At 68.2% G+C, this 23912-nt stretch carries 20 protein-coding genes and 1 pseudogene; 9 read left to right on the top strand and 12 right to left on the bottom strand.

The window, feature by feature from the left end:
• Positions 1-3: 3 nt before the first annotated feature.
• The 5 genes from AC5020_RS01630 to AC5020_RS01610 all read right to left on the bottom strand — a co-directional run bounded on the left by AC5020_RS01630 (position 4) and on the right by AC5020_RS01610 (position 6944).
• Entirely contained in the window at positions 4-1491 is a 1488-nt protein-coding gene (locus tag AC5020_RS01630; protein WP_464986965.1) for an ABC transporter substrate-binding protein, read from the bottom strand.
• A gap of 150 nt (positions 1492-1641) precedes the next feature.
• Positions 1642-3270, bottom strand: a complete 1629-nt coding sequence (locus AC5020_RS01625) for an alpha-L-arabinofuranosidase family protein (protein ID WP_464986964.1) — start codon at positions 3268-3270, stop codon at positions 1642-1644.
• A 340-nt stretch (positions 3271-3610) separates the two neighbouring features.
• Complete coding sequence (locus tag AC5020_RS01620) at positions 3611-4525, bottom strand: carbohydrate ABC transporter permease (RefSeq protein WP_464986963.1); 915 nt, start codon at positions 4523-4525, stop codon at positions 3611-3613.
• Positions 4518-5459 carry a carbohydrate ABC transporter permease gene (locus AC5020_RS01615; RefSeq protein ID WP_464986962.1) on the bottom strand — a complete coding sequence of 314 codons (942 nt, stop codon included), beginning with the start codon at positions 5457-5459 and terminating at the stop codon, positions 4518-4520. The genes AC5020_RS01620 and AC5020_RS01615 overlap by 8 nt, the downstream gene beginning before the upstream one ends.
• Positions 5460-5489: 30 nt before the next feature.
• Complete coding sequence (locus AC5020_RS01610; protein ID WP_464986961.1) at positions 5490-6944, bottom strand: sulfatase-like hydrolase/transferase; 1455 nt, start codon at positions 6942-6944, stop codon at positions 5490-5492.
• Positions 6945-7281: 337 nt separating this feature from the next.
• Here AC5020_RS01610 and AC5020_RS01605 point away from each other — a divergent pair, with 337 nt between their 5' ends.
• The 3 genes from AC5020_RS01605 (at position 7282) to AC5020_RS01595 (ending at position 11153) form a co-directional block, all read left to right on the top strand.
• The gene (locus AC5020_RS01605) at positions 7282-8568 is read left to right on the top strand and encodes an ABC transporter substrate-binding protein (protein ID WP_464986960.1); all 1287 of its coding nucleotides are present in this window, start codon (positions 7282-7284) and stop codon (positions 8566-8568) included.
• 38 nt (positions 8569-8606) lie between these two features.
• Entirely contained in the window at positions 8607-9632 is a 1026-nt protein-coding gene (locus AC5020_RS01600; RefSeq protein ID WP_464986959.1) for a LacI family DNA-binding transcriptional regulator, read from the top strand.
• A gap of 108 nt (positions 9633-9740) precedes the next feature.
• Positions 9741-11153 (top strand): ATP-binding protein, encoded by a 1413-nt coding sequence (locus AC5020_RS01595; protein WP_464986958.1) that lies wholly within the window; start codon positions 9741-9743, stop codon positions 11151-11153.
• Between the two features lie 230 nt (positions 11154-11383).
• Here the strand turns inward: AC5020_RS01595 and AC5020_RS01590 are convergent, their stop codons facing one another.
• The 6 genes and pseudogenes from AC5020_RS01590 to AC5020_RS01565 all read right to left on the bottom strand — a co-directional run bounded on the left by AC5020_RS01590 (position 11384) and on the right by AC5020_RS01565 (position 16261).
• Complete coding sequence (locus tag AC5020_RS01590; protein ID WP_464986957.1) at positions 11384-12919, bottom strand: hypothetical protein; 1536 nt, start codon at positions 12917-12919, stop codon at positions 11384-11386.
• Positions 12920-12988: 69 nt separating this feature from the next.
• Positions 12989-13141 (bottom strand): annotated as a pseudogene (locus AC5020_RS01585) (PIN domain-containing protein); the annotation flags it as partial.
• A gap of 33 nt (positions 13142-13174) precedes the next feature.
• Positions 13175-13510, bottom strand: coding sequence for a CHY zinc finger protein (locus tag AC5020_RS01580; protein WP_464986956.1), 336 nt, complete (start codon positions 13508-13510; stop codon positions 13175-13177).
• A 95-nt stretch (positions 13511-13605) separates the two neighbouring features.
• Positions 13606-14637, bottom strand: coding sequence for a proline racemase family protein (locus tag AC5020_RS01575; RefSeq protein ID WP_464986955.1), 1032 nt, complete (start codon positions 14635-14637; stop codon positions 13606-13608).
• Positions 14627-15736, bottom strand: coding sequence for an alcohol dehydrogenase family protein (locus AC5020_RS01570; protein ID WP_464986954.1), 1110 nt, complete (start codon positions 15734-15736; stop codon positions 14627-14629). Before AC5020_RS01570 ends, AC5020_RS01575 begins: the two co-directional genes overlap by 11 nt.
• A gap of 207 nt (positions 15737-15943) precedes the next feature.
• Entirely contained in the window at positions 15944-16261 is a 318-nt protein-coding gene (locus AC5020_RS01565; RefSeq protein WP_464986953.1) for a hypothetical protein, read from the bottom strand.
• Between the two features lie 266 nt (positions 16262-16527).
• On the opposite strand from AC5020_RS01565, the gene AC5020_RS01560 reads away from it, so the two are divergent.
• The 3 genes from AC5020_RS01560 (at position 16528) to AC5020_RS01550 (ending at position 19812) form a co-directional block, all read left to right on the top strand.
• Complete coding sequence (locus tag AC5020_RS01560; protein ID WP_464986952.1) at positions 16528-17775, top strand: MFS transporter; 1248 nt, start codon at positions 16528-16530, stop codon at positions 17773-17775.
• A gap of 256 nt (positions 17776-18031) precedes the next feature.
• Positions 18032-18571: a helix-turn-helix domain-containing protein gene (locus AC5020_RS01555; protein WP_464986951.1), complete on the top strand. Its 540-nt coding sequence runs from the start codon at positions 18032-18034 to the stop codon at positions 18569-18571.
• On the top strand, positions 18568-19812 hold the full coding sequence (locus AC5020_RS01550) for a HipA domain-containing protein (protein ID WP_464986950.1): 1245 nt from the start codon (positions 18568-18570) through the stop codon (positions 19810-19812). The genes AC5020_RS01555 and AC5020_RS01550 overlap by 4 nt, the downstream gene beginning before the upstream one ends.
• A gap of 35 nt (positions 19813-19847) precedes the next feature.
• Here AC5020_RS01550 and AC5020_RS01545 read toward each other — a convergent pair whose 3' ends face one another.
• Positions 19848-20765: a hypothetical protein gene (locus AC5020_RS01545; protein WP_464986949.1), complete on the bottom strand. Its 918-nt coding sequence runs from the start codon at positions 20763-20765 to the stop codon at positions 19848-19850.
• Between the two features lie 485 nt (positions 20766-21250).
• On the opposite strand from AC5020_RS01545, the gene AC5020_RS01540 reads away from it, so the two are divergent.
• From AC5020_RS01540 to AC5020_RS01530, 3 genes are read left to right on the top strand one after another with little or no spacing between them, the layout of a single operon-like run.
• Positions 21251-21889, top strand: a complete 639-nt coding sequence (locus AC5020_RS01540; RefSeq protein ID WP_377019700.1) for an ABC transporter permease — start codon at positions 21251-21253, stop codon at positions 21887-21889.
• Entirely contained in the window at positions 21886-23142 is a 1257-nt protein-coding gene (locus AC5020_RS01535) for an ATP-binding cassette domain-containing protein (protein ID WP_464986947.1), read from the top strand. The genes AC5020_RS01540 and AC5020_RS01535 overlap by 4 nt, the downstream gene beginning before the upstream one ends.
• Entirely contained in the window at positions 23135-23908 is a 774-nt protein-coding gene (locus AC5020_RS01530; RefSeq protein WP_464986946.1) for an ABC transporter permease, read from the top strand. The genes AC5020_RS01535 and AC5020_RS01530 overlap by 8 nt, the downstream gene beginning before the upstream one ends.
• The last annotated feature ends 4 nt before the right edge of the window (positions 23909-23912 follow it).

Raw genomic sequence — 23912 nt, 5'->3', positions numbered from 1 at the left:
CGCTCACCTGCTCGCGTAGTCATCGGCGGTGTAGTCCGACTCGCGGTCCCAGTTGGAGAACACCCAGTCCTCGAGGCTCACGTCCTCGCCCTGCGCGGCGATGGCCTCGACGGCCCGCTCCCGTTCGGTGTTCATCGCGTCGTAGTACGCGGTGAGCTCTCCCTGCAGGTCGTCGGTCGCCCCCGAGAGATAGGACTGGGTGATCTCCCCGGCATCGGGATGGATGTCGCTCATCTCGGCGACGACCTTCCACATCGCGGGATTGCCCGACTCCGGGACGGGGGCGATCCGCACGTCCTCGGTGAAGTACTCGACCATGCGCGCGTAGGCGGGATGGACGTCGGCGTTCGTCACGGCGTCCGTGAGGACGGGAGGCTGGTCCATGGCCCCGGCGAGCTTCGCCTGGAAGTCCTCGCCGCTCATGAAGGCGAGCAGTTCTGCCGCCTCCTGCGCGTAGGCGGAATCGGCGTTGACCCAGAACTGTCCCGCCCCGGGGCCTCGCGTGAGCTTGTGCCGTGTCGAGTCCTGCCGCGGGATGCTCCAGGCCGCGATGCCCCGCTCCACCGACTCCGGCTCGTCGACCATGAGTCCACCGATGATCCACGAGCCCCACATGTAGATGCCGACCTCGCCCGCGGCCCAGCGCGCGCGGGCATCACGTGGCCCCATCGACGGCGAGGACGGATGCATGATGCCCTCGTCGGCGAAGGACTTGAGGAACTCGATGGCGTCGAGGTACGGCGCGGTCGTGAACTGGTACTCCCCCGTCGTCCAGTCGATCGCCCCGGGCGCCCCCGCGGACTGGGCGATCCAGCCCACGAAACCGTCCAGGAACTGCGTGTCCTTCTGCGGGAGCACGAAGCCGCTGGCCTCCGTCGCCTCGTCGATCCGCTTCGCCGCTTGTCGGAACTCGTCCCAGGTCGCCGGTGAGGTCTCGGGATCGACCCCCGCCCTCTCCGCGAGCTGCGTGTTGACCCAGGGAGTCGCGTCGTGGATGCGCCCGGAGAACATCGGCACGGTGTACAGGTCCCCGTCGAATCGGTGCACGCCGTCGTAGATCTCCGCACCGACCGGCCCGGAGTCGACGTCGACCTTGTCCCCGATCGGCTGGAACCAGCCCTGGCCGATGAGAGCGGCGGGGGTCGCGCCGAGTCCGGCATTCGAGTGGACGTCCGGCATCTGGCCGCTGCGTCGCGCAACCTGGAGCGCCTCGCCGAGGTCCGCAGCATCCAGTTGGCGGCGCTCGATGGTGACCTCGGAGTTCTCCTCCGTGTACGGGGCGAACAGCTCCGCCTCGAAGAGGTCGGTGAGCGGCCTGAACTGGTCCCACCACTGCAGGGTCCCGTCCTTGGTCTGTGCACTCTCCTGGGCGCTCTGACCGCCGCCCGTGCAGGCGGCGAGCAGGGCGCCCATCGAGACCGGGGCTGCGGTCCCCAGGAGTCGCCGCCGGGTGAATCTGGAGGCGGTTCCCTCATGGATGTTCTGAGTCATTGTTCCTGTCCTCTTCGTTGAGTGTCGCTGGGAACGGATGGTCTCGGTGGGTCACCCGTGGGTGGCCCGGTGGTTCGGTGCTCCGCTCCTCGGGCTTTCTGCGCCGGGGCGGGGGCGACGTCGTCGTCGCGTCGGTGAATCTCCTGTCGATCAGAGAGTGAAGGTCAGCAGCGTGACGCTGTGGGCGGGGAAGGTGTAGGTCCCCTCGTGCAGCGTCACCTCGCCCCGGTCCCGCAGGGCGCAGGCGTCGGGCTCGCTCAGCGTGTTCGACTGGAACAGGTCGGTCTCCGAGGCGCCGAGGTCGTGGCACGTCGCGACGCCGGGGAGGTCCCCGTCCTCCCGGGCGATCCGGGCGGTGAGGGGCTCGGTCGCCGAGCGGTTGATCGCCGCGACCGTGAGGGTGCGGCCGTCCCGTGAGGTCGACGCGCTCACGTCGAGGTGGCTGACGGCGGCCGGTCGCGTGTAGCGCGGGTAGGCGCGAGCATTCTGGCGCTCCGAGCCCAGTCGCAGCTGCCGCCAGGTCGCGGGGCCGGTGACGTCGGCGCGCACCGCGACCGGCTGGAACAGGTGCTGGTAGAGGCTCCAGACGTGGAACAGGGGCGTGCGGATCACGCCCTCCGGGCGCACCTGCAGGATGCCGTTCGCGTTGATGAGGTTGACGGCGTTGGCCATCGTCACGGGCACGTCGTGCCCGGCGGCGCGGTGGATAGCGTGGAAGACGCCGGAGTACATGAGGGCATCCGCGAGGGTGCGTGGGCTGTGCCGGTTCACGCGTTTGCGGTCCTCGATCGCCCCGGTCCCGTGCGGGGCGAACCCTCCCTCAGGTGCCGGCACGGGCTCGCTGAGCTCGGCGGACTCCATGTGACGGTTGTTCCACTCGTCCATCGCGATCGTCGGTGCGCTGTCCAGGTGGGCCCTGTCGGCGACGAAGGCGATCTCGTTCGCGTACTCGACGATCGACTGCTCGAAATAGACGGCCTGCGCGACGATGTCGTCGAATTCCGCCTCGGAGGGGTCCGTGAGGTGGTGGTCCAGGCCGTACAGGTGCAGGGAGACGGCGTCGACCTCGCCGCCGAGCCCGGAGATGACCTTCTCGGTGTACTCCTCGCGCTCCCAGCCGCAGCCGACGAACTTCAGCCTGCTGTCCACCATCCGCATGAAGCGGAGGTGCTCGCGGGCATCCTCGACGTAGCGCTCGACGCTGCGATGGCCCATCTGCCACGGCCCGTAGATCTCGTTGCCGACACCCCACCACCGCACGTCGTACGGTTCGGGGTGCCCGTCGGCGGCACGGAGAGCCGTCATCTCCGTGCGTCCCGCGTAGTTGGTGTACTCCACCCAGCGCACGGCGTCGTCGACGCTGCGCGCCCCGTGGTGGAGGTACGCCGCGGTCGGTGCCTCCTCGGTCGCGACGGCCTCGATCCAGGCGAGGAACTCGGGCGTTCCGAAACGGTTCGACTCCTCGGACCCCCAGGCCAGTTCGAGACGGCGAGGGCGCTCGTCGCGAGGGCCCGTCCCGTCACGCCACCAGTAGGCCGAGGTGAAGTTCCCGCCCGGCCAGCGCACGACGGGCAGACCCAGCTCCCGGCAGGCCTCGATGACATCGAGGCGGCACCCGTCCAGGGCACCCTGCCCTGTCACGGACAGCGGGGACCCCTCGTCGAAGACGCCGCCCTCGATGTTGCCGAAGAAGGCGGATTCGAGGAAGTGGCCGTAGACGTTGCGGTCGACCTCGGCGCGCTCGCGGGTCGAGAGGGTGATGGTGGCCTGCGTCGTCATGCGACGATCTCCTTGCTGTGGGGCGCGAGGGCTTGGCGTGGTTCAGCTCGTGCGGCTGCCGGAGCAGCGGATCGACGAATTCTCCACTGCGCTGGGGCGCCTGTGCCGGCGGCGACGTCCGCACGGCTCCGCCGACGGTCGGGCCGTTGGGTTTCCCGCGTCGGTGCGAGAACTCCTGTGTCGTGGGTCATGGAGAAACGCTAGAGTGGGCGAATTTTTCCGACAATCCTCCGGCAGAAAACTTCGCGGGACGCGGGTCAGGACCGCGCGGGCGGGACGCGCATCGCGTGAGCGCGCCGGAGGGTCTCTGCAACAGCGCCCTTGCAGAGACCGGCCAGGTCTATTTGATGCCGGTGGTGGCGAATCCCTTGACCAGGAATCTCTGGCCGAACAGGAACACCAGGAACAGCGGGACGAGGGACAGGATGGACATCGCGAACATGGCGCCCCAGTTCGAGGTGCCCTGCGTATCGAGGAAGGACTGCAGGGCCAGCGGCACGGTGAAGTTCTCGGGGGTGGTGAGGTAGATCAGGGACCCGAAGAAGTCGTTCCACATCCACATGAACGTGAAGATGGTCGTGGTCGCCAGTGCCGGCAGCATCAGGGGCAGGATCACCTGGATGAAGATCCGGAAGTGGCCGCAGCCGTCGATGCGCGCGGCCTCGTCGAGCTCGCGCGGGATGCCGCGGATGAACTGGACCATGAGGAACACGAAGAACGCGTCGGTGGCCAGGAACTTCGGCAGGATCAGCGGCAGCAGGGTGTTCACCCATCCGGTCTGGGAGAACATGATGTACTGCGGCACGATCACCACGTGGATCGGCAGCATCAGCGTCATCAGCATGATGGCGAACGCGATGTTGCGGCCCCAGAATCGCAGCCGCGCGAACGCATAGGCCGTCAGCGAGCATGCGATCAGATTGCCGATCACGCAGCCCAGCACGAGCAGCGTCGAGTTCATCAGGTAGTGGGAGAACGGCTGCGCGAGCGCGTTCCACCCTTCGACGTAGTTCTCCGTGTTGAAGCTGATCGGGAACAGGCCCGGGTTGCGGAAGATCTCGTCATTGGGCCGCAGCGAGGAGACCACCATCCACAGCAGCGGATAGACCATCGCGAAGCTGGCCGCGATCATCACCAGGTGCTTGAGGGTGCGGCGGACCAGCCGCCGGGGACGGGGCTTCGGGGTGATCGGCGCGGACGCCGTGACATCGCGGGAGGCGGCTGCCGGGCTCGGCCGGCTCTGCAGATCAGTCATCGTAGAACACCCAGAACTTGGAGACGAAGAAATTGATCGCCGTGAAGATCGCGACGATGATCAGCAGCAGCCACGCCATCGCCGACGCATACCCCATATCGAACTGGGCGAAGCCCTTCTGATAGAGATACAGCGTGTAGAACATCGTCGAATCCGACGGCCCACCGGTGCCACCCGAGACGACGAACGCCTGGGTGAACGACTGGAAGGCATTGATCACCTGCAGCACGACGTTGAAGAAGATGATCGGGGTCAGCAGCGGGATCGTGATCCGGAAGAACTGCGCCACCTTCGAGGCGCCATCGACCGAGGCCGCCTCGTAGTACATCTGCGGGATCTGCCGCAGCCCGGCGAGGAAGATGATCATCGGAGACCCGAACGTCCACACGTGCAGCAGGATGATCGTGCCCAGCGCCGTATCGGGATTGGACACCCAGCCGGGCAGGTTCTCGAATCCCAGCATCTCCCCGATCTGATTGACCAGGCCGCTGGCGCCGAACATCTGGCGCCACAGGATCGCGATCGCGACCGAGCCGCCCAGCAGGGAGGGCAGGTAGAACACCGAGCGGTAGAACGCCAGCGCCTTCATGCCCTGGTTCAGCACCACCGCCAGCAGCAGCGCCGCCAGCAGCTGCAGCGGCGTACCGACGAACACGTAGATGAACGTGACCACCAGCGAGTTGTGCAGGCGCGAATCACCGATCATCTCCTTGATGTTCGCCAGTCCCACGAACTCCGGCGGCGCCAGCAGGCTGTAGTCGGTGAAGGCCAGGGCGAACGAGGCGATCATCGGGATCAGCGTGATCCCGAGGAACCCCAGCAACCACGGCAGCATGAACAGCATCGCCGGCTTGTTGTCGGGGTGCTTCTCCTTGGCACCACCCTTCTGGCGGCGCCGCGACGCCAGCTGCGTCAGCTCTCCCACAGCGCTCATCAGTGGCCTCCTCTCCTACCGCAGTCCGACCTACGCCCAGCGCCAGTTGTGGGGCCGGGTTCGTGGGGTGTAGCTGCCGGTCGGCAGATCGTCGGCCACGCGCATCATCCATCGCACCAGTTGCCGATCCATAGCAGACAGCAGCTCTCGGCACTGCGCGTCCTCGCTGAGGTCGTGGAGCTCGGCCGGATCCGCCTCCAGGTCATACAGCCAATGCCGTCCTCGATCGTCGACGACGAGTTTGTGGCGCCCCTCGACGAGCATCCGCATCTCTCCGCCCATCGTCACGCTGTTGAGCTCGTCGAATCTCCTGCCGCTGTAGGGGAAGTGCAACGGTGGCCTGGAGTCCTCGTCGTAAGAGATCCCGCCGTAGCCGAGTTCGCCGTAGATGCTCCCGAACTCGTCGCGGGGCGCCTCGTCGCCACGCAGCAGAGGAGCGAGCGACCTGCCCTGCACTCCGACCGGGATCCCCCCCGTCACGCACTCTGCAAGAGTCGGCAGCAGGTCGACGATGGAGACCGGTTCACTGCGTGTCTGCCGGGCCACTCCCGGCCCGGTGAACGCGAACGGGATACGCATGAGGGCCTCAGGCATAGCGGCGCCTTTTCGCTGCAGGCCGTAATCGCCGACGAAGTCCCCGTGATCGGTGAGGAACACGAACATCGTGTCCTCGGCCACGGGCGCCAGATGATCCACGAGCCGGCCGATCTGATCGTCGATCAGGCGCAGCATGCCCATGTAGTTCGAGCGGTACCGCCGCCATAGATCGTCGTATCCGGGCCGCTTCTCCTCGATGAGATTACGCAGCCAGCGGAACCGCCAATCCAGCAGATGAAGATCGTCGGCGTCCGCGATGCGCTCGGGGACCTCGGAATCGAACATGCCGAAATACGGTTCGGGGACCTGGTAGGGGTTGTGCGGCTCCGGGAAGGAGGCGAACAGGAAGAAGGGCTTGCCCTTCGGCGCTGCGTCGAGGGAGGCGATCGCGCTGTCGACGATGCGGTGCGGCAGCTGCGCGCTCACGGGGAACGGCGTGGGCTCCTCGGCGACACCGTGGTCCAGTTCGTGCAGCCAGGCATCGAACTGCTCGTGCACGGCGGTATCTCGTGGCCCGCCGTCGTGGAAGTACGGGCCGGAGTAGCTCTCGAACCTCGACGGCTCGGCATGCATATGCGGCTTTCCGCTGAAGTGCAGCGAATAGCCTGCGTCGCCGAGGACGTCCAGAAGATCCTGCTCATACGTCGCGTGCTTCGCATTGCTGTTCTGGCGGACGCGATGGGCAGTGGGGAATCTCCCGGTCAACATGCTCGTGCGAGCCGGAACACAGAGAGGTGAACTGGTGTAGGCGCGCTCGAAGCGACAGCCGTCCGCCATGAGAGCGTCCAGGCGCGGCATGGTGTCGGGGCCGCCCTCGCCGGCGGTATAGCCGACGCGCTGCTGGTCGGTCATCAGGACGACGATGTTCGGGGACGCGCGGTGCTTCATCAAGGCCTCATTGCTCACGACGCGCCCCGCCGATGTGCGGCGGGGCATTTGCTCGGCGCGACGTTACAGCGCTGTAGGCCTGGCTGGCAAGCAGCAGATCCCATCGTGTCCGCGTCGTGCAACGAGCATGCGAGCGTAACCGGCTTGAGACGAACCCGTACCCGCAGGTCAGCGCCTCACAGTACGCATCACAGCAACCGCAGCACCGTGGTTGGTCGCAAAACTTCCTCCAGATACACCTTGCTCGCCCGATCTACAGCGCTGTAGATTGCCGTTCGACGAGCACCGGACGATCCCGCCGCGCTCGGACTTCGATGAAGACCAATGGAGGTCCACGATGACCACGCTCCGCCGCCGAGCCCTTCTCGGCACGTTCGCAGCCGCCGCCACCGCCGCTGGGCTCGCGGGCTGCAACCCGAACCAGGGCGGTGGCTCGAGCCAGGATCTGCGAATCTCCTGGTACGGCGGGCAGCCCGTCCACGAGGGCATGGAAGGGGCCCTCGATGCCTTCTCACAGGACCATCCGGACCTACAGATGACGACGGAGAAGGCGCCGTTCGACGACTATTGGGACAAGCTGGCCACGCAGGTGGCCGGCGGCGAGGGCCCCGACCTGATCCGTATGTCGATGAGCTGGTTCCTGGAGTACGCGGAACGCGGGGCACTTCTCGATCTCGAGTCGTACGCGGGCGATGCCATCGATCTGACCGCCCTCGATGAGGAGGCCGGGGAGAGCGGGCGCACCGATGACGGACTGTTCGGCGTCGGGCAGTCCTCGATCACGCAGGCGACCTTCCGCAATCCACAGCTCGCCGCTGAGTACGGGCTCGACCTGCCCGAGACCTGGGCGTGGACTGACTTCACGGAGTTCTGCCGCGAGTTCGCAGAGACCGCGGGCCCCGGCAAGTACGGAGCCACCGACTCCGGCGGTGACATGCAGCTCTTCGGAGTCTGGGCACGGCAGCACGGGACGGATCTCTTCGATGGGCAGGACCTGGCGGTCGAGGCCGACGTGATCGAGGAGTGGTGGGCGATGTGGCAGGAGCTGCGCGATGACGGAGCGGTTCCGCCACCCGAAGTGACCCTCGAGAGCTCCGGATTCGAGCAGTCACAGTTCGCCACGCTCAACGCGGTGATCACCTCCGGCTGGGTCCAGCAGGCGACCTTCTATCAGCCCGTGATGCCCGATCATCCGCTGGAGGTCGCCGATGTGCCCGGTCTGACGGCGGGCGCACTGGACGGGCAGTTCCTGAAAGCTCTCGATCTGTGGTGTGTGCTCAGCTCTGCGAAGAACCCTGACGGAGCCGCCGAGCTGATCGACTTTCTCCTGAACGAGCCGGCTGCCGCGACGTCCATCGGCGTCACCCTGGGAGTGCCCCCGTCGCAGGCCGCCCGCGACGCGCTGGAGCTCCCCGACGACTCCGCCGGGGGCAAGGCGATCGCGTATGTCGAGTCCGTGCGCGGGCGCACCGGCCCTCCGCCCGCGCCGTGGCCGACGGGGTACGGGGCGCTCCAGGGCTCCGAGTTCCCCAGGTTCAATGAGGCCGTCGCGTTCGGTTCGAGCACACCGGCCCAGGCTGCGGCAGAATTCCACGAGTTCGCGCGGACGGCTCTGAACGGGTGACACGTGCTCGCCCAGTGCGCGCCAATACACTGGGGACCGTGTCCCCCACCCCTCCGGATCGCCCACGGCTCGTCGACGTCGCCGAGCTCGCCGGGGTCTCGATGAAGACGGTATCGAACGTCATCAACGGCTACGCCTACGTCTCGGAGGACACCCGGGACCGGGTGCTGACGGCGATCGAGCGAACCGGTTACCGCCCCAATCTCTCCGCGCGGAGTCTCGCACGAGGACGTTCCGGCTTCATCGCCCTGGTGGTCCCGAGACTCGATATGCCCTACTTCGCCGTGCTCGCGGCGCGCGTGATCTCGGCGGCCGAGGCGCTCGGCTGGTTCGTCCTGATACATCAGACCGACGGGGACTCGCGCGCCGAGCGCGATGCGTTGGAAGGTCAGTTTCCCCAACGCGTCGACGGCCTCATCGTCAGCCTGCACAGCCTCGGCGCCGAGGACGTCGCCCGGCGCAGCTCCTCCATACCCTTGGTGGCGCTCGGGGACCGGGGTCTCGGCCCCGATGTCCCCCACGTCGGGATCGACAACATCGGCGCCGGCAAGCTCGCTGTGCGGCACCTCGTGGAATCAGGCTGTCGACGGATAGCCATGATCGGCTCGGACATGACCCATCGCAATCTGCGCGCCCAAGGGTTCTTCGAAGGGCTGCTGGATGCCGAACTGGCGCTGCTGCCGGAGCTCATGCGCCCGATCACGGGCAACTCCGGGGAGGAGGGCGAACGGGCGACCACGAAGCTCCTGGCCGAGGTCGACGAGCCTCCGGACGGCGTCTTCGCGGTCACGGACTGGGTGGCCTTCGGGGCGATGAGAGCTCTGGACCACCATGGATTGCGGGTCCCCGACGATGTCTGCGTGATCGGATTCGATGACATCCCCTACTCTCCGTCGTTCAATCCGTCCTTGACCACGATCGCGCCGGATCGCGAGGCCATCGCCTCCCGCGCGGTCGATCTGCTGGCCGATCAGATCGATGGCGGGTCGCGGAGCAAGGCCGTCCGGGAGCAGGCGGAATTCCGGCTGGTCGTCCGCGAGAGCACCCAGCGCGCGACTCGGTAGGGTCGCGGAACCGTCACCTCGGACCAGCCTCGCACGAGGCCGGACTCTGCACGTCCCCCGCCGGCACCCCTCAACTCGAAGCTACTCTAAACAGTTTAGAGTAGTGCCATGTCGACAGCGACTCTGCATGATCTCGACGCGACGCCGCCGCAGGACCGTCTGCGACGGCTCACCGAGGCACCAGAGGACCAGTGGTTCGATCGGAAGTCCGCCCGGATAGCCCCCAAGGATCTCGCCCGTGCGCTCATCGCCTTCGCCAACGCCGAAGGCGGCACGATAGCGATCGGGATCCGAGACGGCCGCTACGACGGCGAGCTGATCACCGCGGAGAAGGAGAATGCGCTTCGGCAGGCGGGGATAGACTTCACGATTCCTCCGGTACGAACTCAGGTGAGTCGGCTGTCCCTCGACGGCGATCGCTCCGTACTTCGCATCGACGTCCCTCCGAGCGAGCACGTGCACGAGACCGTCAACGGGGAGGTGTATCTGCGCGTCGGGGACGAATCGAAGAAGCTCTCCTACCCGCAGCGCCGCGAACTCGACTACGACCGCGGCAGCGCACAGTTCGAGTACGAACCCGCGGCCGACGCGGCCATCGAGGATCTGGACGCCGACGAGCTCACCGAGTATCGCGAGGCGATCGGGGCGACCGCCGACGACCGCACCGCTCTGCAGGCACGGAGCCTGCTGCGCCGGGACGGCACACTCACCCAGGCCGCCATCCTCCTGCTCGGCAAGCGTCCGCAGGAATGGCTTCCCCAGGCCCATGTCCGCGTCACGCGTTTCAGCGAGGACGTCGCGGGGACCGGCCGCCGGCAGACCGTCGAGTCCGGCATGGACGTGCGCCTCGAAGGACCGATGGCCCGTGTCATCGACGATGCTGCAGCCCGTATCGAGCAATGGATGCCGCACCGCCGCGCCCTCGGACCCAGCGGGCGATTCACTGACCAGTCCCTCGTGCCGAAGGATGCCTGGTTCGAGGGTCTCGTCAATGCCGTTGTGCACCGCAGTTACTCGATGGCCGGAGACCACATCCGCGTGGACATCTTCCCCTCGCGCATCGAGATCGAGAGTCCCGGGCGCTTTCCCGGGCTCGCGGACCCCACCAGGCCGCTCGACATCTCCCGGTACGCACGCAACCCTCGGATCGCTCGGGTGTGCTCCGACCTCGGCATCACCCAGGAACGCGGGGAAGGGATCCGACGCATGTTCGAGGAGATGCGCCTCCTCGGTCTCACGGATCCCGCCTATCACCAGACCAGTGGCAGTGTGCGCCTCACGTTGACGGCGCTGAGCCGCTTGAGCCCTGAGCAGCAGGCGACATTGCCTCGAGGGGCGGAAGAAATCCTCTCCGTACTTCGAGCCAGCGACCACCCCCTCGGCACCGGGGACATCGTCGCGGCGACCGGACGTTCCCGCCCATGGGTACGAGCGCTGCTCGAAGAGCTGCGCGCTAGCGGGGTCGTCCATTGGGACGGCAGATCACCTCGCGACCCGCGTGCCACGTGGTCACTTCCATGACGAGTGGGCTGCCGCCGACATCAGCTCGAAGCTACTCGCAACTACTCTAAATTTCTTCGAGTAGCTTCGAGTTCGGTCACCAGTCGACGCGACCGGTCTCGTCTTACGTCAGTTGCGATAATCCCGCTCGTGTGAACTCATTCCGCAGGGCAGGCCGACGCCGGCTGCGCTCGGATGATCCGCGTGCCCGACACTGCATAGGCCGCCGAGGCGCGGCACGCGACACGACGTCACCCCGAGCCTAACTCGCCTTCCAGGATCCCGATCACGCTGGTGACCGCGAGGAACAGGGCGAGGTTGCCCTCGTAGTGCCTCTCGCGGCCGTCCTCTGTCGGGCGCCCGTCCAGCAGTCCGTAGCCGACGAGCCGTTCGAGGTCGCTCTCGGTGCGCCGCAGGCGCATGAGCGCGTCGATGCTGCGACCACCCGAGGGGACAGTCATGAATCCCGGCAGGTCGAGTCCGTCGGGGTCTGCCGCGAGCATCAGGGCCGCGAACGTATCGGGGCCGCCGCGCAGCGCCATCTCCTCGTCCTCCTCCATGGCCAGCCTGAGCAGCAGCAGTGAGATCACGGCGTACCCGAACAGGGCGAAGTCCTCCGTGTCCTCGTCGACGGGCACGTACGGCACCGTTCCCGGGGTGCCAGGGCGCACGCGCGTGCTGGTCACGGCGATCCAGCCGCCGGTGACCAAGGCGACCCAGGGACCGGCGAGCTCGGGGACCTGCCACATCGTGGTCACCGGGCGCGGGCCGGTGTCGATCCCCCAGTCCTCCACGAGGGTGTTCACGTCGGCCCGGCGCAGCGCTCCCGTCGCCGTCACCTGCCGGCCCTCGCCGACGAACTCCAGCAGGCTCGCCGCCCGCCTCACGAGCGGGATCTGCTGATGCAGTGCGGCGAGCGCACGCGGGTCATCGAGCACCTCACCCGTCTCCTCCGAGCCGCCGAGGTCCTGCCCGTCCCGATCCGGCAGGAACCAGGGCCACTCCGCCATGTCGTCGTCCGGGATGGCTCCCTCATCGAACTCGTCGAACGGGCCGGCGCCGCCGGGCGCCGGCGGGAAGAAGGCCGAGCCACTCCCGGGCGCCGGCGCTCCCGCACCCGCGCCCCCACCGGGCGCCGGGGCAGCACTGCGGGCACCGGGTGTATAGGGCGTGGACGCGTGCGGCAGCTGTCCGGTGTCGGAGAGCTGGTGACGCTCCGCACTCGTGAGTGCGGTGTTGTACCACTCCATGAAGTCGGCGATCCCGTCCGGGTCCTCGAGCATGACGCCCTGGCTCGCCGCATAGGTGAGGATGTTCCCGCTGAACGAGCGCCGGCCCGGGTCGTCGGCCGCCTCGAGCACATCGAATTCGAGATCGGCCAGGACATCCTGCGCCTCACCCACGGTGAGCCCGTTTCGGTTCCAGCGCCCGGCCGACTCCAGGAATCCGAAGTACTCCCCCAGCGCCGGCACCTGCTCCATGGCGAGCTCCCGCGGCTGGATGACCTTGCGGGGCACCACCTGGGTGAGCAGCACCTCGATCAGCTCGTCCGTCCAGAAGGTCGGGTCCGGACTCTCGAGCTGATCGGCCTTGAGCTCCAGCAGCGTCTGCACATGCGAGGCCTCGTCCTCGGCGAGGCTCGCCGGGACGTACTCGGCGCGCCACGTGACGAACTGGGCCAGCAGCGCCAGGCGATCTCGCTCAGCACGTTTCGCGGAGATGTGGTGGCCGCTCCGCACCTGATCTCCCGTGCGCTGCGGACCGCGACGTCGCTTCTTCTTCGGCATGGGGCCATAATGCATGGTGCGGACGGTGCGACCCAGAACTCGCCACACCGGCCGAACGTCCGCAGGGCTCTACCCACGCTCGAGGCTCAACTCCAACCCGAACTGCTGCGCCGCGGCCGCCAGTTCCCTGTCGAACGTAGCCATCGCCTCCCCGTAGAGAAGCGCCGTGGACAGGTGCAGAGCATCCATCGCCCGCAGACCGGAGCGAAGCGAGAGGGCATGGTCGACGACCTCGCCTCCGACCGCACCCGCGAACTACTCGAAGTACACGTCGTAGTGCAGCGCGCATCCCGGGTTGAACCCGGCGCCGCATCGCGGGCACCGCTGCGACGAACCGACGTACTCATCGATCGTCAGCTCGCTCCAGCACACCCCGCACAGGATGGCCCGCTCACTGCGCGACCCCGCGGGCCACGGGAAGGAGGCGTGGCCGGCGGTCTCCTCGTGGCACAAATGGCACGGGTAGTACTCGCCGCAGCATGCGAAGCGGATCGCGATCACGTCCAGTGCCGTCCCGTAATGAACGCACCGCGTCTGCGCATCCACCGTGGGCCCGTGCACCACCGGTGCCTTCGCCTCGGGCTCGCTCATCGCGTCACCGCAGGGCACCACCGCGCCGACGGGTGGCTCTCCACCCGTCGGCCGGTTCGCACCATCCCGTCGGCCGGTCCTCGCCGCCCCGCTGCTCACGGCGTCAGCAGCTTCTCCAGATCCGACGTGTCCACCAGCGGATCATCCAGATCCACGGTGATCCGCGAGTGCGCCATCAGCCGGGCCCGGCCCGTGATCGTCGAGTCCCACGCCGGGAAGTCACCGACGGTGGTCTCGCCCATCACGGCGCCCACGAAGCGGTTGCCGCGCGGGGAGATCGTCTCCAGCGTGTCGCCGGGGGCGAGCTCTCCCTGCCCGGCCATGAGCGCGAGCCGCGCCGAGGTACCGGTTCCCGTCGGGCTGCGGCAGATCACGCCCGGATGCACGTACGTCGCCGAGCGGGACTCGACCTTGCCGCTCTCCAGCGTGCGCACGCGCCCCATGAAGTGGACGAACGGCAGCGGGCCCACGTCGCCCAGCGTCGGATGCTCCTGGCGCAGGCCGGGGCGGGCCTTGCGCACGAACGCGTCGCCGAAGGCGGCCAGCGCGATCTGTTCGTCGGCCATGAGCTCGAAGCCGTGGGCGCCGGCGTCGACCATGGCGAAATAGGCGCCGCTCCAGACCAGGTCGAACTCGACCCGGCCGTAGTGGGGGACGTTCACCGACAGGCCGCGTTCGGCGACGTAGGCGGGCTCGCCCTGAGTGGTGACCGACTCGACGCGGCCGTCGACATTGCGGGCGGTGATCCGGGCCAGCCCCGCGGGGGATTCCAGCACCACCTGCTGCAGGCCCTCGGTCATGGGGATGATGCCGCTCTGGAGCAGGGCGGTGGCGGCGCAGAGGGTGTTGGAGCCGGAGTACATCGGGTACCCCATCGCCTCCATGATGATGTAGCCGGCCTGGGCCTCGGGGTGGCCGGGTTCGACGATGAGGTCGACCGACATCGCCGGGTCACCGTAGGGTTCCGAGAGCAGCAGCCGGCGCAGCCCGTCGCCCTCCTGCTGGAGGAAGCGCGCCTTCTCCAGTGCGGTGCGTCCCGGCAGCGGCTCGATGCCGGAGGTGACGATGCGGCTGACGTCTCCGCCGGCCTGGGTGTCGATCAGTTCGATCACGCGTTCACGATGCATGCGGTGCTCCCACGTTCTCCCAGTGCCGGTCGGGCACGACCACCAGGTTGCCGATGTATGTCTTGCCCATGAAGGTGCGCTGGGCGTCGTGGAAGTCGGAGAGGCGGAAGGTGCGATCCAGCAGCGGCCGGATGGTGCCGTCGTTGATGTAGCCGGCCAGGCGCCGGAACGCGGTGCGGGTGCCCTGCGAGGAGCCGTGCAGCTCGAGCTGCTTGAGGTACATCGTGCGCAGGTCCAGGTCCACCACCGGTCCGCCGATGGCGCCGGCGGTGGAGTAGCGGCCCTCAGGCCGCAGGATCCGCAGCAGGTCGTTGAACATCGGGCCGGCAACGAGGTCGGCGACCACGTCCACGGGGGCATCGACCACGCGCTCGACTTCGGCGACCAGGTCTCCCGCGTCGCGGAGGATGACGTCCTCGGCGCCGATCTCGCGCATCGCCTCCTCCTTGCCGGGGCTGGTGACGGCGTAGGGGATCGCGCCGCGTGCCCGGGCGAGCTGGATGATGGCGGAGCCGACGCCGCCGGAGGCGCCGGTGACCAGCACCCGCTCCCCCTCGGCCAGGCGGCTGCGCACCAGCATCTGCTCGGCGGTGAGGTAGGCGCAGCAGAAGGTGGCCAGTTCCGCGTCGGTGATCTCGGCGCTCATCTCGTAGGCGTTCTCCGAGGGGACCGCGACGTACTCGGCGTAGCCGCCGTCGCGGCCGTGACCGATGTAGTCGATGTCCGCCAAGGACTCATCGCCCTCGGGCCGGTTGTAGATGCTGAAGTCGACCATCACCCGCTGGCCGATGCGGCCCTCGTCGACGCCCTCGCCCACTGCGACGATCCGGCCGACGATGTCGGTGCCCTGGATGCGCGGGAACTCCAGCGTGGAGCGGCCGCGCCGCCACGAGGAGACCTCCTGCGGGTCGGTGTCACTGCCGTAGGCGCCCTCGCGCACCCACACGTCGGTGTTGTTCATCCCGCATGCGTGCACATCGATCAGCACCTCGCCGGGCGCTGGGCTGGGCGTGGGGACATCACTGGAATAGACGAGCTGATCGAGCCCGCCGTGGCCCACGAGCTGGACCGCGCTCATTCTCTGCGGTATCGACGTCATCGATGGCCTCCCGTACTCGGATGGCGCGGCCATGCGGTCGCGCCTCATCAGGGACGATTCCCGCCTCTGACGATCGAGTCTAGGGGCGCGAGGTCACGATGTGGCACGCCCGCCCGCGGCCAGTCCGAGCGACAGCTGCCCACCGCCGCACGAGGCATCCTCGCAGCCGATGCAGGTCGTTCGCGGACCCCCGCGGGAGCCCGGACGTCAGCCCTCCACGGGCCCGCCCCGCTGGGCGAGCTTCTCCCGGATGCCCCGGACCGCACGCCCGAGGCCCGAGACGTTGTCCTCCTCCTCGGGCAGCTCGACGAAGTCGACGATCGAGCGCATGGTCGCCAGGTCGATGCTGGGCTTGCCCTCTGCGAGCTCCAGACCGATCCGCTCCCCCACCAGTTTCTCCAGTCTCTGGGCCGCCTCGGCGCCGCGCTTCTCGCGGGCAGTCTCGAGCCGGTCATGGAGCAGGGCGACGGCGACTTCGGAGGCAGGGAAGGGCTCGGAGTAACCGGCGATCGTGATGTGTTCCAAGGTGCGTCCCAACGAATCGAGGATCAGCGCGCGGCGTCCTCGGGCGCGCGCTGCCGGGCGGCTGCGGCCGGCACGTCAGCACAGTACCGCCGTCCGCGGGCGGGGCACGCGACGGTCCGCACCTCGTCGCGCAGCGGGCCGCGGTCCGCCCCGTCGGCCGGCCGTCCTCCACCCACCACCATCACCACCCGCGCCGATAGACTCGATGGGTACTCACCGCTTCCAGCGTCGGCAGCGAATCCCCGCCGACACGTGCTGGAGCCCCCGTGACCTCGCAACCCTCGACCCTGACCGCCCCGTTGCCTGCCGGTCGCCTGCGGCTGGTCATCCTGGCGCTGTCCCTGGGCGCCTTCGCGATCGGCACCACCGAGTTCGCCAGCATGGGGCTGCTGCCGCAGATCGCGGACTCGCTCGAGGTGAGCATCTCCCAGGCCGGCATGCTCATCAGCCTGTACGCTCTCGGGGTCGTCGTCGGCGCACCGCTGGTGACGATCGCCGCCGTGCGGATCCCCCGCGCCCGCCTGCTGGTGCTGCTGATCGGACTGATCGGCGCGGGCAACCTGCTCTCTGCCCTGGCGCCGGACTTCACGGTCCTCGCCGCGGCGCGCTTCCTCGCCGGGCTCCCCCACGGCGCCTACTTCGGCGTCGCCTCCCTGGTGGCCGCGCGACTCTCCCCCGTCGGCCGACGGGCCCGCTCCGTCTCGCTGGTAATGCTGGGCCTGACCATCGCCACGATGCTCGGCGTCCCGGCCTCCACGGCGCTCGGCCAGAGCATCGGCTGGCGCTCCGCCTACGTGATCGTGGTGGTGATCGCCGCGGCCAGCACGCTCGCCGTCTGGCGCCTGGTGCCGGAGCCCGAGGGCACCGGAGCGGCTGCGTCGATCCGCGGCGAGCTGCGGGCCCTGCGGCGCGCCCAGGTGTGGTTCGGGCTCGGCATCGGCTCCATCGGCTTCGGCGGCATGTTCGCCGTCTACAGCTACATCGGCGAGATCGTGCCGGGCGTGATGGGCCTCGGCGAGCGGGCGGTGCCCATCGCGCTGTTCGTCTTCGGGATCGGCATGACGGCGGGGAACCTGCTCGCCGGCCGCCTCGCCGATCGCAGCATCTACGGCACGATCTTCCTGGGCCTGGCCGGGATGATGCTCAGCCTCGCGGTGTTCGCGCTCGTCGCCCACCAGGCGATCGCCGGCATGGTCCTGCTGCTCGCGATCGCCGTGACCTCCCAGCTGATGGGGCCCTCGCTGCAGCTGTTCCTGCTGGACGCCTCCCCCGACGCCCCCTCGCTCGCCGCCGCACTGCATCACTCGGCGCTGAACATCGGCAACTCCCTCGGGGCCGCGCTCGGCGCCGCCGTGCTCGCCGCGGGCTGGGGCCTGGTCGCCCCGGCGTGGACGGGCGTCGTGCTGGCGATCCTGGGACTGGGGATCGCCGGCTGGTCGTATCTCGTGCACCGGCGTCAGGGGGCGGGAGATGAGGCTGTGACCGCTCCGGTCGAGGTGTCGGCGTCGAGTTGATTCGCACCACCTGAGGTTCCCGGCAGTACCGTCGTCGTCTGGCTGCTCATGAGCCGACCGAAGCGGGCGACATGGGTGCAGGTCGGGGCCCGAAGTCTCCTATGTCGTCCTACGTCGACGTTTCGCCACGTCGCCGTACGTCGACACAGCGTGACAAGCAGGCACTCCTTCCAGACTGCGCAATGTCGACATTTGTCGACAACTGCGCTTGTCGTAGTACCTCGACATTAGCGGTCGGCGCGCCTACTATCGCTGTATGACCAGCCGTCGACTGCGCACGCCCCAGGACATCGGGGCCGCCATCCGAGACGCCCGCACTACTCAGAACCTCACCCAGGCCGACCTCGCCCGCGCAGCCGGGGTCTCTCGCGACTGGTTGATCGGCGTCGAACAAGGAACCCGGCCCCGCGCGGAACTCACCAAGATCCTCTCCGTCCTCGAGACTCTGGACGTCCAACTCACCAGCGACGACGGCCCCCACGAGACGACGACCCGGCAGATTACGGTGCCGATGCCACAGGTTCAGATGCCCGTAATCCCTCAGGTCTCCACGAACGCGATCACGCAAGCGGCTATCGACGCCATCCGACAGACGCGACCGGACGAGATCGCCAGGATCATGCAGAAGAACACTGCCCCCGCCCTCGCGGCAGCGATGAAGGCCGCCTCCCCCCGGTCCACGGAGTCTCTGCTCAGAGCCATCGAAGCCAGTCGAGCCTCCATGGCAGCCTCGTTAGCGCGCGGGCCCCGCAGCGAAGCGCAGCACGACGACCACGAGAACGAAGCTGACGCGTGATCAAACGTCTGCACATGGTCACCAACGGGAGAGTGATCGGGTATCTCGACGAGATCCGCGGAGGAGCGCTCGAACTCGTCACCCCGCCCCTGGAGGACACCGCGCGCGTCTCTCTGGCCTTCGCGCCGAGCACAAAGCCAGTCCAGCGGCGCAAGGCGCGCGCCTACATCGAGGGACTGCTGCCAGATTCAGAAGATGCACGCAGAGCCATCGCCACCCAGTTCCACGTCTCCGCCAACAACCCCTTCGCACTGCTGTCGGTCATCGGCCGGGACTGCCCCGGCGCGATCCAGTTCCTCTCGGACGAGGTGATGGCTGACCTGGGCGCCGGTGGCCTGGAGCCTGTGTCAGAACAAGACATCGGCCAACGCATCAGAGCCCTCAGAGAGAACCCTGACCAACCGTGGCTGGGAGGACATGAGCACTGGTCCCTGGCCGGAGCACAGTCCAAGTTCACGCTTCGCCGGAAAGACGAGAGGTGGTTCGTGGCGCACGGCGCCGAGCCGACCACTCACATCGTCAAGCCAGGGGTTCGCGGACTCAACAAGCAGGCGCTGATCGAGCACGTCTCGCTGCGAACCTTCCAGATTCTGGGCATGCCCACCGCACCCTCGCAGTACATGCTCTTCGACGGCGAGCCTGCGATCGTCGTGGCGCGCTTCGACCGCGTCCCCACGCCGGACGGCCAGCTGCTGCGCGCCCATCAGGAAGATCTCTGCCAGGCGACATCCACCCTTCCCGGCGCCAAGTACAACGTGACCGCGAAAGATGTGGTGGAACTTCTGACCCTGCACGGCGCCTCGGGCATGGACATCATCACGTTCGTGCGGTCAGTGCTCGCGAACTGGTTAATCGGAGCTCCCGACGGGCACGCCAAGAACTACTCGGTGCTGCTGACGCCGGATGACGTGGCGCTCGCTCCCCTGTACGACGTCTCCACAGGTCTGGGATACGGCGCCGACTGGCCGAAGGTGGCGATGGGCATCGGCGGCGAGAAGGAATTTTCGCGGATACGTCGCCACCACGTGGAGAAGTTCGCCGCGGATCTGCTCGGCGAGGCTCTGGTTGATGACGTCCTTGAAATGGCGATACAAATGGCCCGAGCGATCCCGGATGCATTCCGGATCGCCTGCGATGAAGTCCCCGTCGACCCCGAGGGTGCGGCGCAGCTGGAACGGACCCGCAGAGACGTGGGCGCACATTGCTCACGCGCGTTGGCAGTCCTCACGGGCCCCGCCTAAGACTCACGCAGCAACGCCTGTCCTGATTGCCTACGTCACGAGCCGTCACCGGGATCCGTCGCGGCGCGCCGCTCGCGCATCCTGGCGACTGCTCCACGCACCTCGACAGGTGCACGATAGGTTCTCCCGAGATCTCGCTCTGCCTCATCGTCGCAACCCCCTCCGAGCACCAGCCCCCTGCTGACCAGATTGTCCATGCTCAGGGAGACGCGAACGAGCCGCCACAGCTCGGCGGCTACGACATGCCCGGTGCGACGGTCGATCGGCACGTCACGGATATGCGGATGGCGCAGAAGGCCGACCAGGAAGTGCACAGTCTCGGAGCAATGGATGAGCTCCGCGTCCCCGGGATGGTCCGGGAGCACCAGCCCGTCCGGTCCGCTCGCCACCAGAACGGCATCGAGACTGTCCTCGCTGAGAACTCCCCCCGTCCCGCCGAACCACAGGCCGGTGCCGACGTCGGCATGCTCGAGCCCGATCTCGATCATGGACTGTGCCTCATCGACGTCCAGACCGGGGACCGTGCCGGCCATCGAGGATGCTCGGTGCCCCTCGGAGACACGCACCGATCCGTCCGCGCGAAGAAGCACACCGTGCCGGATCAAGACGCTCCATACGAACTGCGTGAGTGAGTCGCCGCGGTGCCGCCACCACGTATCGATCGGTGCGTCGCCGAAGATAGACCTCTCGACCTGCCGGCGGTCCACCGCGAACAGGTCGCCCCGTTTGGTGAGCCGTCGGCCCTCCCCGATGAAGTCGACCAGATGTCGCATCGTCCGGAAGAACGGTAACTGGTCGAGCCCCACCGCCATAGCGGCCGGTCGGGCTGCGTCGGCCGGTTCTGTGGTCGACGTCGGAGCGTCCCCGAGGAACCATGGGACCTGCCGGACGCGCGGTTCGGGAATGTCACTGAGGTCGTCGGGACCGGTGCCGTGCGCATAGTCGATGGTCATTCCCCGAGCGTGGTGGCACCGCTGAGCGAGCGCCACGACATGGGCATCGCTGTGGATCGTGCATGTCTGGGGAGGAACGACGGGTTGGCCGCCATCGCGCTCACGTGCGGCCGACACGTACATGTGTCCGGGTCACTAGGTCCGCCCCGGCACAAGAGCGCGTGGGCCGACGAACACGAGCCGCCCACGGATCTGGCAAGGGTCGCCGGCGGCCGAGGCAGCGCACCCGTTACCCCTTCGTGATCTGCGTCGCTCCGTCGAGCCGGCATCCCCGCCGTGACCTCCCCTGATAACCCGACGGCCGCCCACTCGACCTGCCGCGCCAGACCCCTTCCGCATCCCGAATCGACGCCGCTCGCTTGCCCTCCCCCGCCCCGCCCTCTAGCGTCGACGACCAGCGGGGCGCCCCATGAACACCATCGGGGAGCTTCCGCATGCACGATTCCGACTGCATCCGAGACGACATCTGAGGCGCTTCTGTGAACATCGGCGAATTCGTCCGCTCTCGCTCCGGTGAGATCATCTTCGCCTCGTTCCAGCATTTCAGTCTCGTCGTCCAATCGGTCGCCATCGCGACGCTGATCGCCGTGGCGATCGCCGCGCTGGTCCACCGCAGTCCCACCGGCCGCGGCGTCGCGAACGCGGTCAGCGCGATCGGGCTGACGATCCCCTCCTTCGCCCTCATCGGGCTGATGGTCGCGCCGTTCGGATTCGGCGTGGCCCCTGCCGTGATCGTCATCGTCTTCTTCGCAACCTTGCCGATCCTGCGCAACGCGATCGTCGGCCTCGCCGGCGTCGACCCCGCCGTCATCGAATCCGCCCGCGGCGTCGGCATGAGCCGCCTGGGCACGTTCTTCCGCGTCGAGCTGCCGCTGGCCTGGCCGGTCATCCTCAGCGGCGTGCGGGTCTCGGCGCAGATGGTGATGGGCGTCGCCGCCATCGCCGCCTACGTGCTGGGACCGGGGCTCGGCGGGTTCATCTTCCAGGGGCTCTCGCGCCTGGGCGGTGCGGGAGCGATCGAATCCGTCATCACCGGCATCGTCGGCGTGGTGCTGCTGGCACTGATCCTCGACCTCATCCTGCTGGGCATCGGCAGGCTCACGACCTCGAAGGGCATCCGTTGACCGACACCGACCAGACCATCGCACCCGCGGACCACGAGATCAGCGGACGCTCGATCCGCCTCGAGGACGTCACCAAGCGCTACCCCGGGCAGGCGCGCCCCGCCGTGGACGGCGTGACCCTCGAGATCCCCGAGGGCCAGGTGGTGATGCTCGTGGGCCCCTCGGGCTGCGGCAAGACCACCACGCTGAAGATGATCAACCGCCTGATCGAGCCCAGCGAGGGCCGCATCATGCTGGGCGATGAGGACGTCACCTCGATCGACGGCGACCAGCTGCGCCGCCGCATCGGCTACGTCATCCAGGCCGGCGGGCTCTTCCCCCACATGAGCGTCTCCCAGAACATCGCGCTGGTGCCCAAGATGCTCGGCTGGGACAAGGCCCGCATCACCGCCCGTATCGACGAACTGCTCGAGCTGGTGGGCCTGGACCCCGACGTGTACCGCCACCGGTACCCCAAGGAGCTCTCCGGCGGCCAGCAGCAGCGCGTCGGCGTGGCCCGCGCCCTCGCCGCCGATCCCCCGGTGCTGCTGATGGACGAGCCCTTCGGCGCGGTCGACCCGATCACCCGCCAGCGCCTGCAGGACGAGCTGATCCGGATCCAGCAGGAGGTGCGCAAGACGATGGTCATCGTCACGCACGACTTCGACGAGGCCGTGAAGCTCGGCGACTGGATCGTCGTCTTCCGCGACAGCGCCCAGATCGTCCAGTACGACACCCCCGAGCGGATCCTCGCCGAGCCCGCCGACGAGTTCGTCGAGGACTTCATCGGCTCCGGCGCGGCGCTGAAGCAGCTCGCCCTGCGCCGGGTGCGCGAGGTCGAGACGATCGAGGCGGTCGTGGCCCCCGCCGGCGGAAACGCGGCCGAGGCCCTGGAGCGCGCGAAGCAGATCGGACACAACCACGTCGTGGTCACCGACAAGCGCGACCGGCCGATCGCCTGGCCCTCCCGTCGGGCCCTGTCCCGCATGCAGCAGCTGCCCACGGAGCTGGACCCGGCGCTGCCGGCCGTGGGCTCCGGCGCCACCCTCAACGATGCGCTGGACACCATGCTCGTCTCCAGCGCCGGCGCCTGCCTCGTCACCGGCCGCAACGGCGTCTTCGAGGGCGTCGTGGACGTCGAGACGGTGATGGACGCGATCACCGCAGCCCGCGAAGCCGCCGCCGAGCGCTCGACCGATGCGCCGGTGGGCACCAACACCGGCACGGTCGCGGCCGTTCCCGCCGAGGACGCGGAGGCTTCCGCCGATGACTGAGGTCGGGACCCCAGCAGAAACCTCCACGGCCACGGACGAGTCCATCCGGGGCTGGCGGGCGCTCGGCGTGCAGATCGCCGTGCTCCTGGCCATCCTCGTCGGCTTCGGGATCTGGCTCGCGTTCGCGCCGCTGTCGGAATCCGAGCGAACCACCCTGAACCCGTCCTCGCTGCTGGAGCTGACCGGGCAGCACCTCGCGCTCACGTTCGTGGCCACGGTGATCGTGCTGGTCATCGCCATCCCCCTGGGCATCCTGCTCACCCGAGGCCCGATGCGGGCCGTGGCCGAACCCGTGCTCGCGATCGCGAACGTCGGCCAGGCGGCCCCCGCCGTCGGCCTCATCGTGCTGCTGGCGGCGCTCATCCCCAACGGCTTCCGGGCCGCGGTGATCGCGCTGGTGCTCTACGCCGTCCTCCCGGTGCTGCGCAACACGATGATCGGCATCCAAGGCGTCGACCAGCGCCTGGTCGAGGCCGGCCGCGGCATGGGGATGACCTCCCTCGCGGTGCTGCTGCGCGTGGAGCTGCCGCTGGCCGTGCCCGTCATGCTCTCCGGCGTGCGCACCGCACTGGTGCTGCTGGTGGGCACCGCCTCGCTGGCCGCCTTCGTCAACGGCGGCGGCCTCGGCCTGCTGATCACCACCGGCGTGAACCTCTACCTCTTCGACGTCCTCATCGCCGGCGCCCTGCTGGTCGCGCTGCTCGCCCTGTTCATCGACTGGCTCGGACGCGTCGTCGAGCACATCGCCCGACCGAAGGGACTGTGATCGA

Source organism: Brachybacterium sp. SYSU DS0246, from assembly GCF_059391765.1.
The sequence above is the reverse complement of the archived record's forward strand: the minus strand, read 5'-3'. Positions and strand labels throughout refer to the sequence as shown.